The sequence below is a fragment of the Neptuniibacter sp. PT8_73 genome (genome assembly GCF_047778045.1).
In the GTDB taxonomy this organism is placed as follows: Bacteria; Pseudomonadota; Gammaproteobacteria; order Pseudomonadales; family Balneatricaceae; genus Neptuniibacter.
On record NZ_CP180545.1, the window covers coordinates 3,564,914 to 3,577,763 of the forward strand.

The following is a 12,850-nucleotide window of genomic DNA, read 5'->3' on the forward strand; positions in this document are numbered from 1 at the left end:
CTAGCGTTTGTACACTATTTGTAACATGACTTCCGACGACCCTGTCTGACCTACGGCACGTGAGGTAACCCTATAGAACCTTTTGTTATCTACAGGCACACCTACTTCCAAACTATCACTTGCAGCGGCTGCTGCTAAATCTTCTACTATATACGCTGGTAAGTTCTCCAATTCTGAAAAGCCGACACCTGTATAGGTTCTGACGGCACTGGAGGTATTCCAATTGATAAACTCCCAGTTTTTTTCACCATCTGTTCTAAGTGCATAATGCCCATCAGAACCATCAAACGCCGGCAATATCACAAACGTTTCTAGGTAATCTTCACCTTCCAACAAAGCAGCTTCTGCGGCCTGAAATGCCTTATTCCTATCGCGCATGTTACCCGCCATACGCTCTTCCAAGCCGGTTACGTCCATGCCCGCTAAGCCAATAATGCTCATAATTAAGAGGAAGATCATCGTTATAATTAACGTTGCTCCTGTCTGAGAACTTTTAAGTCGGTTCATCATAAGCGATTCCTCAAGGCTATGGTCGTGGTAAACACTTTACGCAAACGCCCATCATTAAAAGGTACTGTTGCTCCATTAAAGAGGACTGACTGACCATCTCTGGCAATACTATCTTCACTAGAGCGCATCAACAGACTTACCCTGATACTAATGATATCTTCATCATCAGCTACCTCATCAAACGGAACATAGTAGTCAGCGGTGCCGTCGCTGTTAGTATCTTCGCCATAAAGCACCTGCATGTCTTCTACACCTTCAACCAGCTCACTCGATCTTGTTCCTGTAACGCCAGCGTTATTTTGTATACTTTCTCTGAATAGAGAAGGCTCACCATGATCGTTGATACCAATAAAATAACGATAATAATTGAGCTGTAACACAATGCCGTCACTAAATTGATAGCCTGTGCCATTTGCAGTGCATTCCACAGGAACCCCTAAACCTTTCGTGCAGTTACCAATATCAACACCATTACCTGTGTTATGGACGATTATTTGGTTATTTGCAGCAGGACCAGTTTTTTGAAATAACGCAGTGTGAGTACAGTTTGTAACGACTAAAAGATCACCAACGTTGAATGGATTTGTATCAGTACAATGTAAATTTGCAGAATTCACATTATGGAAGTCAACGTCACATGAATTTGAATTATCAGCAAAACGCACTTCTACAACATCGGTGCCTTGAGCTGCAGAGGTAGTACTATAGATAACACCCGCACCTAAGTTATCTACACCTGTAATAGTCGCATCAAAGTCAAGGTAGCTAGGCAAAGCTCCGCTGGCATCTCTAAGGGTATTGGCGAATGTAGTATTACTGGTGCACCCGGAATAACCGGCCTGCCGAAGATCCCGCGTTAAAAAGGCCATGGCAAATCGCCCATTTTCCTGCAATTTAGCTAAGCCCGATTGCATGGTGTACGTTTCTTTACTACTCAAAAACGCTTGTAGAACACCTACTACGAGTAATAAACCAATAACAACGGATACAAGTAGCTCAACTAATGAGAAGCCTCGCTGGCTAGATTTACGTTTCATTTCAGACATCATAATTCGATACCCACACTAAACTGGGCTGTAGCTCCCGAGGCAGATTTATCATCATTCCACCAGACATAAACAACCACAGGGTTGCTGGCATCTCCAGGATCTTCACAATCAGGCGCTCCTAAATCATCACCTGTAAGATCACTACGGCAAACTAAACCACCACCTAAAGGGAGTTCTTCATTAATAGCAGCCAGCCATTCGCCTATATCATGACTAGCCATCTCACCTGCATCGCAACCCGTTGCTGAACCAGTGTAATTAATGCAGTCTGATTCTATCGCACCACTCGCAACAAAATAGCTGCCTGCATTAACCTCATCCATATTTGCCCGCATACGATCAGCAATATCGTAAGCGAACAAAGTTGCTTGACTGCGGTAATAGGCACTTTGATTTTGTTTCAGAGAAGAGACTTGTAAACCAGCAAGCCCAAGCAAACCCAAGGAGATGATTACTAAAGCAATCATCACCTCAATCAAATTAAAACCTAGTTGTCGTCTGCGCATTCTGCCGTACTCGTTTGCCATTCTTGACACATCCTTATCCTACCCGTGGGCCTTAAGAAAATGGCCGTGCCTAAATTCCCATCACCACTATCAGTAATCGTAAACGTCTCATCATCAGTTGATGCTGTATTTAAAAGCCCTGTGCCATCATAGATAAAGGCATTACCACGGGAATACTGAATAGCTACGGATTCAGCTATATCAGAATAAACTTTAATCAATTCATCCGCGTCGAGCGTGCCATCGTCATTCTCATCGTGGAAAACATACCAACCATCAGACCAATCGGCATTGCCGCCGGTGGTATCAACATCAAAGCACTCATCATTAGCGGCATCCCTTCGGCACACGATTATTTCGTCCCCGCGTTTTATAGCCTCCGAACGTGCCAAAGATATACTCGATATCAACAATTCTTTAGATGCAACAAGCCTGCTGGAAGCAACAAAGCCAGAAAAATTAGGCACCGCTATAAACAAAAGAATAGCGAGGAGCGCGACTGAGATCATCAACTCTATAAGAGTGAAACCTTTTTCCCTAAACAACATGTACGACATCCAATAAATAAAGTTCTTATAATTTAAGATTAGTCGTTTAAGGGAACATACGCCATAGGTAGATTTTTACGAGGGGTCTCAAGTAAGAATAGCTTAAGATAAGGCAAATACAAAAAACCCGAATTAAATAATTCGGGCTCTTAATATCATCTTAGCTAACTTGAAGAATTTCTACCTGAAAATCTAGCTTCTTCCCTGCCAGCGGATGATTAAAATCAACCGAAACCATCTTATCATCAAATTCGGCTATCACACCTGGAAGCTCACCATTGCCAGCATCCGCAAATGAAATAACCAAACCTTGTTCTAATTCCATTCCCTCAAACTGACTGCGAGGGATATTCTGCACATTGCTTGGGTTACTCATCCCAAAGCCATTTTCCGGCAGAATTTTAAGGGTCTGTTTTGTCCCTTCTTCCAAGCCGAACAGTGCTTTTTCAAAACCTTCCAACAAGTTACCATCGCCCACTGTAAAAGTCGCGGGTTCAGCCTCAAAATTGGAATCAATTATTTGACCGTCTTCCAGTTTGATTGCGAAGTGCAGCGTAACGGTTTTACCCGGACCGATCAATTTACTCATTGTGAACTCTCTTCAGATGATTTGCGCTTCCCTTCCAGAAATAACATATCCAGAATCAGAATAATCGCTCCAATCGTGATAGCGGTATCCGCAATATTAAAAGCGGGGAAGTAATAATTCTGATAATGCAGGGAGATGAAATCAATCACATACCCTTGTACTGCCCGATCATATAAATTGCCTAAAGCACCACCCAATACGAGAGACAGCGCTAAGCCTAACCACCAATAGATACGAGGCGTACGCTTTAGCCAGATCACCAGTACAACGCTCACGACCAGAGCAATTGCTACAAAGAACCAACGCTGCCAGCCACCCGCTTCTGACAAGAAGCTAAAAGCAGCGCCAGTATTGAATAACAGCGTTAGATCGAACATTGGCAGTACGGGATTAGGATCGGCATACTTTAGATTAGTTACCGCTAAGTATTTACTTCCTAAATCCAGCACAACCACCAGCAGCGAAAGCACGCCCCAGATGAGGCAGCTTCGCGCTGATTGTGTTTGTTGTTCAGTGCTCTGTGTCATTAAGCAAAGCTACGGCTTTCACCGGCACCTTTAACGTTATCAACACAACGACCACATAGCTCAGGATCGTCTGAATCCTGACCTACATCTTCACGGAAGTGCCAGCAACGCGGGCACTTATCAGCAGCGCTTTTAGCCACGCTAACTTTAAGCCCTTCAAGCTCTGTATCATTAGCATCTTGTGCATCAGCTAATGGTGCTACTGCCGCTTTTGATGTGATCAAAACGAAACGCAGCTCGTCTTCTAGCTTGCCTAGTAAAGCCTGTAGAGCGTCATCGCAATACAAAGTCACTTCTGCTTCTAAGCTACCGCCGATGTTGCCATCGCTACGCTCAGTTTCTAATTGTTTATTAACCGCAGTTTTCACTGCCATTACCTGTTCCCAGTACGCAGAATCAAATGCACTATCCGCAGGTAGTTTGGTTAGGCCCTGATACCAAGTATCTAAATGAACTGACTGAGTACGTTCGCCCGCAAGCGTTGCCCAGATCTCATCTGCAGTGAAACTACAGATTGGCGCAATCCAACGAACCAACGCTTCAACAATATGATAAAGCGCAGTCTGAGCAGAACGACGCGCATGTGAATCAGTCGCTGCTGTGTATTGACGGTCTTTGATGATATCTAGGTAGAAACCACCCATATCCTGCGAACAGAAGTGAGATACTTTCTGGAACACTTGTAGGAATTCATATTGGTTGAAGTTCTCGATTAGCTCTTCTTGCAAACGAGCAGCACGATCTACAGCCCAAGCATCCAACGCTACCATATCTTCTGGTTTAACCATGTGCTGAGCAGGATCAAAACCGCTTAGGTTAGCCAAGAAGAAACGTGCTGTGTTACGAATTCGACGGTAAGCGTCCGCGGCGCGCTTCAAGATATCGTCAGAACAAGTCATCTCACCGCTGTAGTCAGTTGAAGCAACCCATAGACGCAAGATATCCGCGCCGTACTTGTTCATTACTTCCTGAGGGGATACAACATTACCAACCGACTTAGACATCTTGCGGCCTTGACCATCAACGGTAAAGCCGTGCGTTAGCACCTGTTTGTATGGCGCTTTGCCTTTGATAGCAATCGCAGTTTTCAAAGAAGACTGGAACCAACCACGGTGCTGATCCGAACCTTCAAGATACATATCAGCTGGGTATTCCAAGTTGTCACGCTGATCAACTACAGAATAATGCGTTACACCCGAATCAAACCAAACATCCAAGGTATCAGTTACTTTTTCGTACTGATCAGCTTCGTCGCCCAATACTTCTGCAGCATCCAGATCGAACCATGCATCCATACCCACTTTTTCAACACGCAAAGCAACCTGTTCGATTAGCTCCGGTGTATTCGGGTGTAGCTGCTGAGTTTCTTTGTGGATAAACAGTGCAATTGGCACACCCCAAGTACGTTGACGGGATACACACCAATCAGGGCTCTGCTCAACCATTGCTTCGATACGGTTTTGACCCCAACCTGGGAACCACTCAACACCTTTGATCGCTTCTAGGGCATCTTTCTTCAGCCCCTTCTCTTCCATGCTTACGAACCACTGAGGTGTCGCACGGTAGATCAATGGCGTTTTGGTACGCCAGCAGTGAGGGTAGCTGTGCTGGAACTTGTGTTCCAAGACAAGCTTGTTGTTCTCAGTTAGTAGTGCAACGACTTTATCGTCCACTTTGTAAACGTGTTCGCCAGCAAATACGCCCGCACCTTCACCTAGAACACCCGAAGCGTTCACTAGGTTCATTGTGCCAATACCGTATTTCCGGCCAACCTCAAAGTCTTCCACACCATGGTCTGGTGCTGTATGTACGGCACCCGTACCCGCATCAAGGGTTACGTGATCGCCTAGGATTACAGGAACTGTACGCTCGTAGAACGGGTGCTGTAGTTCAAATTTCTCTAGTGCTTGGCCCTGACAACGACCAACGATGCTGTACTCTTCAACACCGTAACGCTTCATAGCATCTTCAACTAAGCCTTCAGCTAGAAGAATACGCTCCGCACCTAAACCTAGATCTAGTTGAACAAGCACGTAGGCTAGCTCACCACCTAGAGATACCGCTTGGTTAGATGGCAGTGTCCAAGGCGTTGTCGTCCAGATAACAACTGACGCTTCGCCTTCACCTTCAAGACCCTCAAATTTCGCAAGGAAACCATCCTGATCAACCGGAGTGAAACGTACATCGATCGCTGTAGAAGTCTTATCCTGATATTCCACTTCAGCTTCGGCTAGGGCAGAACCACCCACAACACTCCAGTAAACTGGCTTAAAGCCTTTCACTAGGTGGCCATTTTCAACGATTTTGCCCAAAGCACGAATGATGTTGGCTTCAGTATCAAAATTCATTGTTAGGTATGGGTTATCCCAATCACCTAGAACACCTAAGCGGATAAAGTCTTTCTTCTGGCCTTCAACCTGTCGTGAAGCGTAGTCACGGCACTTTTTACGGAAGTCTTTGTGAGACAGTTTCACGCCCGCTTTGCCGTGCTTAGTCTCAACCTTATGTTCGATTGGCAGACCATGGCAGTCCCAACCCGGCACATAAGGCGCGTCAAATCCGCTCATTGTTTTGGATTTGATAATAATGTCTTTCAGAATCTTATTAACCGAGTGACCAATGTGAATATCACCGTTTGCGTATGGAGGGCCATCGTGCAAAGTGAACTTATCGCGGCCAGCACTGACTTCACGAATTTTCTGGTACAGATCCATCTTCTGCCAACCCTGTAGCATTTTCGGCTCACGCTGAGCCAAATTGCCACGCATTGGGAAAGCTGTTTCCGGAAGGTTCAATGTTGCTTTGTAATCGGTCATGGTTATAAGTTCCGAATTAACTACGGGTGCGGTCAAAGTAAGCACGCACATCTTCAATATCTGCAAAAATTTGTTTTTTAAGCGCATCGATATCTGAGAATTTACGCTCATCACGAATAAACTGCTTAAACTCGACAGTTAGCAACTGCCCATAAATATCTTTATCAAAATCAAACAGGTGTGCTTCAAGCACCGGCTGCTGACCACAAACGGTTGGGCGTATACCAACGTTACATACACCATGAGCAGTAAAGTTTGGGCCTTTAACTTCTACCGCATAGACCCCGCGCAAAGGGCAAGCATAACGATGCATACGTACATTTGCCGTTGGCACTCCAAGCTGGCGGCCCAGTTTTTGGCCATGCATCACGCGCCCTGAAACGGCGTAAGGACGACCTAGCAAAGCAGCTGCTGTTTCCAGATCGTTATGCTGCAACATGCTACGAATACGTGTACTGCTAACACGCTCATCAGCATTTAAAAACGTTTGTGTATTCACCACTGTAAAGTCATGACGTTCGCCTGCATCACACAACATGTTGTAATCACCTGAACGGTCACAACCAAAACGAAAATCATCACCAACGACAAAATGCTTCACCGCTAAACCATGCAGTAATAGCTCTTGTACAAACTGCTCCGCCGTCATCGCACGAAGACGGTCGTTAAAATTTAGGCAAAGATGGCGATCGATACCCTGTGCCTGCAACAATCTGTACTTTTCACCAAAACGGGTTAAGCGCGGTGGTGCTTTATCACCTGTAAAGAACTCTTGAGGCTGAGGCTCAAAGGTAATCACAACCGAAGGCAGGTTTAGCTCCTTCGCTTTTGCCTTTACCTGAGCAAGTACCTGTCGATGACCTAAATGCACGCCATCAAAATTGCCGATAGTTGCGACACAACCTCGGTGTTTTTCGCGCAGGTTATGTAATCCGCGAATTAGTTCCATCAGGTACTCTTGCTACAGCCAAAAATAAACGCGGCATTATAGCTCAGATAATATCCAACCTGTACTACTGAGACCCACTGTAAGCAACAGAATGCAAAATAAACTTAATTATGCTTCAAATGACGCACTCTCAAGCCCGCAAAAGCCAACACAACTGCATAAACAGCCCCGCCAACAACCACCAAAATCGCCATTTGATAGATTCGCGCCCACAGGTCCATCTGCAGCCATTCTTCAACTGAACCCATCAACTGGATGATAACCATAGCCATCGCCACATTCGCCACCAACATCCGCAGCAATTGAACGGCCCAACCAGAAGACCAGCTAAACACGCCCGATTTAATCAACCCATATAACAACAAACCAGCATTCATAAACGCCGATATCGCTGTCGCAGCTGCCAAACCAACATGCGCAAACGGACCAATAAGAATCAAGTTAAACACCATATTGGCAACTGCTGCCTGAATACCGATTTTCACAGGCGTTTTGGTGTCTTGGCGAGAGAAATACCCTGTTGCCAAAACTTTAATCAGCATAAAGGCGAGCAAGCCACAGGCATAAGCGCGCAAACTAGCCGCAGCCATAAAGACATCACGATCGGTTAAAGCGCCATAGTGGAACAAGGTGATCAATAACGGTTCGGCCAACACAAATAACGCAACCGCAGCGGGAATGCCGATAAACATCACCATCTGCATTGCCCAATTCAGAGTAGACGAAAACGCCTCACCCGATTGAGAGGTATGCTTGCGCGACAAACTAGGCAGAATAACAGTAGCAATGGCGATGCCAAACACGCCCAAAGGAAGTTCTGCCAGACGATCTGAATAGTACAGCCAAGAGACGCTGCCGGTTTGTAGAAACGATGCCAACACCGTATCCAAAAGCAGGTTAATTTGCGTAACAGACACCCCGAACAACGCCGGAACCATCAACGTCATGATGCGGCGAACACCTGGATCATTCCATCCCCAGGCGGGTTTAGGTAAAAGATGAATACGCGCTAAAAACGGCAACTGAAAAACCAACTGCACCACACCCGCAATCATGACACCCCAAGCCAAAGCCAAGATCGGCGGATCGAACAGAGGACTTAGGAAGATCGCAGAACAGATCAAACTGATATTAAGTAGTACAGGGGTGAACGCAGGAACAGCAAAACGCTCATAACTATTCAGAATAGAACCGGCAAACGCAGTCAATGATATCAACAGCAGATAAGGAAATGTAATCCTCAGCATCTCGGCTGCGAGTTCAAATTTACCCTCATCCCCTATATAAAAACCTGGGGCAAACATAGCGGTTAACATGGGCGCCGCTACCACAGCCAATACAGTAATTGCGATCAGAATGCTTCCCAAGGTGCCCGCAACATAATTCACTAGCTGCTGAACGGCTTTTAGATCCCTTTGCGAACGATATTCTGATAACACCGGCACAAAAGCTTGAGCAAACGCCCCTTCAGCAAATAGCCGACGAAGAAAGTTAGGTATTTTAAACGCGACGAAAAAAGCATCAGCACTACCACTGGCACCAAAATAATTGGCAACCACAACGTCTCGCGCCAAGCCGAGCACACGAGAAAGCATGGTCATCACGCCAACCACGGCACTTGATCGCAGTAATCCCGCTGATTTTTTCACTTCCGTTTCCTGCTTCGACACCGCTTCCGCCTATAATTTCATGAATGACACTCAAGAGAATGGGAATATTACTGCTTCAACAAGAAAATTTCTGCAGTTTTATTGACAGACAGCTCTCAAATATGAATAATCTCGCCTCTAATTTTCGGCGTATACCAATAAGCCGATATCTTACTAACTAATTTTAAGGAGCCGGACTGTGGCAAATTCCGCAGGATCTCGTAAACGTGCTCGCCAGGCAGAGAAGCGTCGCCAGCATAACGCTAGCCTGCGTTCCATGGTACGTACCTACATCAAGAAAGTTGTTGCTGCTGTAGAAGCAGGCGAAAAAGCTGCTGCACAGGAAGCATTCCAAGCTGCACAGCCAGTTCTAGATGGTTCAGTGTCTAAAGGCATCTTCCACAAGAACAAGATCGCACGCACTAAAAGCCGTCTGAACAAGCAGATTGCTGCTCTTTAATTAGAGCCATGCGTAAAAAAACCGGCTTATGCCGGTTTTTTTTGTGCCTAAATTCAGCCTCTCAATTAAGAGAGGACTAAATTATCTCGATGCACTAACTCTTCTTCACCCATAAAACCAAGAATAGATTCAATTTCACCACTTGGCTTACCGATAATTTTTTGCGCATCCCCAATACCGTAGTTCACTAGACCTCGCGCTACGATGCGACCAAATTCATCACTAATGATCACCATCTCACCTCGAGAAAAGTCACCGCTCACACTGCGAACTCCCGCTGGCAATAAACTCTTACCGCGCTCACGCAGAGCCTTAACCGCACCCGCATCAAGCATAAGATTTCCACGCGCCTGCAAATGACCTGCAATCCACTGCTTACGCGCCACCATCGGCCCTTTTTCAGGCACCAACAATGTACCTATATCCTCCGCCTCTCTTAAACGCAGAAGAACATCATCTTCACGACCACTCGCAATCATGGTCACAGCCCCAGAACGCGCCGCCAATTTAGCCGCACGCACTTTAGTCGCCATACCACCACGACCCAACTTACCACCATCACCCGCCATCGCCTCGAGCGCTTCATCACCCGCTCTCGCCTCAGAAATCAAAGTCGCCTCAGGATCATGACGCGGATCCGCCGTAAACAGACCTTTTTGGTCGGTCAGCAAGATTAGAGCGTCAGCTTGAACCAAGTTAGCCACCAACGCTCCTAGCGTGTCGTTATCACCAAAACGAATTTCTTTAGTGACAACCGTATCATTCTCGTTCACAACCGGAACAACTCCCAACTCAAGCAACTCTTTTAAAGTCGCCTGAGCATTGAGATAACGCTTACGATTGGAGTGATCTTCATGTGTCAGAAGGATCTGCGCTGTATGAGTATTGTGGCGCTGAAAGTTTGTTTCATAAGCCTGCACAAGACCCATCTGCCCAACAGCTGCAGCCGCCTGAAGCTTTGAAACCTCATGAGGGCGCGAATCCCAACCCAAACGAGTCATGCCTTCCGCAACCGAACCCGAGGAAACCAACACAACCTCAAGACCAGACGCCTTAAGAGCAGCAATTTGATCTACCCAGCGACTGATTGCATCTAGATCTAGACCCTCACCATCATTAGTGAGCAGCGCACTCCCAATCTTCACCACCCAACGCTTCGCGCGCTTGAGCTTCTCCCTACCTACAGCCACTTAAAAACTCCTAACACCGTCTGTAGTAGCAACAATCACATCAATTGCTATTCTCGAACATACTCTACTTCAACGTCATAATCATCGTCGTCAAAGTCGTCATCATCCAGATCTTCGCCCTCACGACGCGCTCGCATATCCGCACGCATCTGCTCAACACGCTCACGCGCCTCCGCATCAACCTGCTCGCGAATCTGCTGCTCTTGCTCAAGGATAGAAGGATCTTCTTCTATCGCTTCTAGACGATGATCCAAAAACGCCTGAATATCGCGCATCATATCATCCGTGCCCTGCTGACTAAGTGCAGAGATACGATAAACCGGACCTTCCCATTGCAGCTCATCAATAACCGCCTGACAACGCGCCTCACGCTCTTCCTCAGGCACCATATCAAGCTTATTCAACACCAACCAACGCGGCTGATCCGCCAACGTAGGGCTAAACTTCTTCAACTCACCCACCGCTACCGCAGCTGCCTGCTCTGGCGTCACATCATCCCAAGGAGCCATATCAACCAGATGCAGCAAGATACGATTACGCGCCAAGTGCTTAAGGAAACGAATACCTAAACCTGCACCCTCAGCAGCACCCTCAATAATTCCTGGGATATCAGCAATCACAAAGCTACGATTCTGCTCAATGCGAACCACACCTAAATTAGGCACCAAAGTGGTAAACGGATAGTTAGCCACTTTAGGCTTGGCCGCAGATACAGCGCGAATCAGAGTTGATTTACCCGCATTAGGCAAACCCAACAAACCAACGTCCGCCAGAACTTTAAGCTCCAATTTAAGGTTTCGAGTCTCACCTATTGAACCTTTAGTTGTCTGACGCGGCGCGCGGTTAACACTACTTTTGAAACGCGTGTTACCCAAACCATGAAAACCACCTTGAGCAATTTTCTCGACCTGACCGATTTCGGTCATATCAGCTAGGATTTCATCGGTATCCGTATCGATAATCGTGGTGCCGACCGGTACTTTAAGCACCAGATCTTCACCCTTTGGCCCTGTACAATTTCGGCTCGTACCGCCCTTGCCATTCTCAGATTTATAGTGACGTGTAAAACGGTAATCAATTAGCGTATTCAGGTTTTCATCCGCTTCAAAAAACACCGAACCGCCATCACCGCCGTCCCCACCATCAGGACCACCTTTGGGGATATACTTTTCACGCCGAAAGCTCATACACCCATTGCCACCCTTACCGGCCTCAACCGTGATGACTGCTTCATCGACAAACTTCATGTTATCCCCCAAAAGTTAAACGTAGGAAACCTACAATTAAGCCCTGAAAAGCCACAAGACTCAGCGGTAGATCCCCTGAAAAATATTTTCAAAAAACTATAAACAAAAAAGCTCCGCCTTGGCGGAGCTTTTTAGAAGCTTAAAACCGTTGCTTACGCATCAACTACAGAGATGTATTGACGCTTCTGCGGGCCTTTAACTTCGAATTTAACAACGCCATCTGCTTTCGCAAATAGAGTATGGTCTTTACCACAGCCTACGTTTGTACCAGCGTGGAATTTAGTACCACGCTGACGAACTAGGATGTTACCTGCAGCAACTACTTGACCACCGTAACGCTTGACACCAAGTCGTTTCGACTCCGAGTCGCGACCGTTCTTAGTAGAACCACCAGCCTTCTTATGAGCCATCTATCTAACTCCTAAACTAGGTTAATATTAGGCAGAAATGCCAGTAATTTTAACTTCAGTGAACCACTGACGGTGGCCCTGACGCTTCATGTGGTGCTTACGACGCTTGAACTTGATGATCTCAACTTTCTTAGCGCGGCCGTGCTGAACAACTTCAGCAGTCACTTTAGCACCGTCAACAACTGGTGCGCCGATTTTGATGTCGTCGCCGTTGCCAACTAGCAGAACACGGTCAAACTCAACGTTTGCGCCCGCTTCAGCCTGCAGTTTTTCCAGTTTAAGGGTTTCACCTTCCTGGACACGGTACTGTTTACCACCGCTTACGATTACTGCGTACATTTTAATCTCCGTTATTTGCCCACCCAGCTACTAGAAAAAGGCCTACTTCTAATGGTTACAC

14 protein-coding genes and 1 pseudogene are annotated in these 12,850 nt (G+C 46.4%); 1 reads left to right on the forward strand and 14 read right to left on the reverse strand.

All coding sequences use genetic code 11. From position 1 onward, the window contains the following. From ACMXYN_RS16255 to murJ, 10 genes and pseudogenes are all read right to left on the reverse strand, one after another. Positions 1 to 510, reverse strand: coding sequence for a PilX N-terminal domain-containing pilus assembly protein (locus tag ACMXYN_RS16255; protein WP_415892733.1), 510 nt, complete (start codon positions 508 to 510; stop codon positions 1 to 3). Beyond that, positions 507 to 1,559, reverse strand: coding sequence for a PilW family protein (locus ACMXYN_RS16260; protein ID WP_415892734.1), 1,053 nt, complete (start codon positions 1,557 to 1,559; stop codon positions 507 to 509). Before ACMXYN_RS16260 ends, ACMXYN_RS16255 begins: the two co-directional genes overlap by 4 nt. Continuing rightward, positions 1,556 to 2,086 carry a type IV pilus modification protein PilV gene (pilV, locus tag ACMXYN_RS16265; protein WP_415892735.1) on the reverse strand — a complete coding sequence of 177 codons (531 nt, stop codon included), beginning with the start codon at positions 2,084 to 2,086 and terminating at the stop codon, positions 1,556 to 1,558. The genes ACMXYN_RS16260 and pilV overlap by 4 nt, the downstream gene beginning before the upstream one ends. Then, positions 2,047 to 2,457, reverse strand: coding sequence for a GspH/FimT family protein (locus tag ACMXYN_RS16270; protein WP_415894509.1), 411 nt, complete (start codon positions 2,455 to 2,457; stop codon positions 2,047 to 2,049). The genes pilV and ACMXYN_RS16270 overlap by 40 nt, the downstream gene beginning before the upstream one ends. A gap of 102 nt (positions 2,458 to 2,559) precedes the next feature. Then, positions 2,560 to 2,622 (reverse strand): annotated as a pseudogene (locus tag ACMXYN_RS16275) (prepilin-type N-terminal cleavage/methylation domain-containing protein); the annotation flags it as partial. A gap of 151 nt (positions 2,623 to 2,773) precedes the next feature. Beyond that, positions 2,774 to 3,202 carry an FKBP-type peptidyl-prolyl cis-trans isomerase gene (locus ACMXYN_RS16280; RefSeq protein WP_415882694.1) on the reverse strand — a complete coding sequence of 143 codons (429 nt, stop codon included), beginning with the start codon at positions 3,200 to 3,202 and terminating at the stop codon, positions 2,774 to 2,776. Continuing rightward, positions 3,199 to 3,729: a signal peptidase II gene (gene lspA, locus ACMXYN_RS16285; protein WP_415892736.1), complete on the reverse strand. Its 531-nt coding sequence runs from the start codon at positions 3,727 to 3,729 to the stop codon at positions 3,199 to 3,201. The genes ACMXYN_RS16280 and lspA overlap by 4 nt, the downstream gene beginning before the upstream one ends. After that, positions 3,729 to 6,545, reverse strand: coding sequence for an isoleucine--tRNA ligase (gene ileS, locus ACMXYN_RS16290; protein WP_415892737.1), 2,817 nt, complete (start codon positions 6,543 to 6,545; stop codon positions 3,729 to 3,731). Before ileS ends, lspA begins: the two co-directional genes overlap by 1 nt. A gap of 16 nt (positions 6,546 to 6,561) precedes the next feature. After that, positions 6,562 to 7,494, reverse strand: coding sequence for a bifunctional riboflavin kinase/FAD synthetase (gene ribF, locus ACMXYN_RS16295; protein WP_415892738.1), 933 nt, complete (start codon positions 7,492 to 7,494; stop codon positions 6,562 to 6,564). A gap of 104 nt (positions 7,495 to 7,598) precedes the next feature. Further along, entirely contained in the window at positions 7,599 to 9,095 is a 1,497-nt protein-coding gene (gene murJ / locus ACMXYN_RS16300) for a murein biosynthesis integral membrane protein MurJ (RefSeq protein ID WP_415894511.1), read from the reverse strand. 247 nt (positions 9,096 to 9,342) lie between these two features. On the opposite strand from murJ, the gene rpsT reads away from it, so the two are divergent. After that, on the forward strand, positions 9,343 to 9,603 hold the full coding sequence (rpsT, locus tag ACMXYN_RS16305) for a 30S ribosomal protein S20 (RefSeq protein ID WP_415882698.1): 261 nt from the start codon (positions 9,343 to 9,345) through the stop codon (positions 9,601 to 9,603). Positions 9,604 to 9,668: 65 nt separating this feature from the next. On the opposite strand, the gene proB is transcribed toward rpsT, so the two are convergent. The 4 genes from proB to rplU form a co-directional block, all read right to left on the reverse strand. Beyond that, a complete protein-coding gene (gene proB / locus ACMXYN_RS16310) occupies positions 9,669 to 10,793 on the reverse strand; it encodes a glutamate 5-kinase (protein WP_415892739.1) in 1,125 nt (374 codons plus the stop codon). 47 nt (positions 10,794 to 10,840) lie between these two features. Continuing rightward, a complete protein-coding gene (cgtA, locus tag ACMXYN_RS16315; protein WP_415882700.1) occupies positions 10,841 to 12,040 on the reverse strand; it encodes an Obg family GTPase CgtA in 1,200 nt (399 codons plus the stop codon). Between the two features lie 152 nt (positions 12,041 to 12,192). Next, entirely contained in the window at positions 12,193 to 12,450 is a 258-nt protein-coding gene (gene rpmA, locus ACMXYN_RS16320; protein ID WP_415882701.1) for a 50S ribosomal protein L27, read from the reverse strand. A gap of 27 nt (positions 12,451 to 12,477) precedes the next feature. After that, positions 12,478 to 12,789, reverse strand: coding sequence for a 50S ribosomal protein L21 (gene rplU / locus ACMXYN_RS16325; RefSeq protein WP_286240327.1), 312 nt, complete (start codon positions 12,787 to 12,789; stop codon positions 12,478 to 12,480). Positions 12,790 to 12,850 lie beyond the last annotated feature (61 nt).

Coding starts and splice junctions, on each gene's coding strand:
- ACMXYN_RS16255 (WP_415892733.1), bottom strand. CDS start 510: ATGATGAACCGACTTAAAAGTTCTCAGACAGGAGCAACGTTAATTATA.
- ACMXYN_RS16260 (WP_415892734.1), bottom strand. CDS start 1,559: ATGATGTCTGAAATGAAACGTAAATCTAGCCAGCGAGGCTTCTCATTA.
- pilV (WP_415892735.1), bottom strand. CDS start 2,086: ATGGCAAACGAGTACGGCAGAATGCGCAGACGACAACTAGGTTTTAAT.
- ACMXYN_RS16280 (WP_415882694.1), bottom strand. CDS start 3,202: ATGAGTAAATTGATCGGTCCGGGTAAAACCGTTACGCTGCACTTCGCA.
- lspA (WP_415892736.1), bottom strand. CDS start 3,729: ATGACACAGAGCACTGAACAACAAACACAATCAGCGCGAAGCTGCCTC.
- ileS (WP_415892737.1), bottom strand. CDS start 6,545: ATGACCGATTACAAAGCAACATTGAACCTTCCGGAAACAGCTTTCCCA.
- ribF (WP_415892738.1), bottom strand. CDS start 7,494: ATGGAACTAATTCGCGGATTACATAACCTGCGCGAAAAACACCGAGGT.
- murJ (WP_415894511.1), bottom strand. CDS start 9,095: ATGACCATGCTTTCTCGTGTGCTCGGCTTGGCGCGAGACGTTGTGGTT.
- cgtA (WP_415882700.1), bottom strand. CDS start 12,040: ATGAAGTTTGTCGATGAAGCAGTCATCACGGTTGAGGCCGGTAAGGGT.
- rpmA (WP_415882701.1), bottom strand. CDS start 12,450: ATGGCTCATAAGAAGGCTGGTGGTTCTACTAAGAACGGTCGCGACTCG.
- rplU (WP_286240327.1), bottom strand. CDS start 12,789: ATGTACGCAGTAATCGTAAGCGGTGGTAAACAGTACCGTGTCCAGGAA.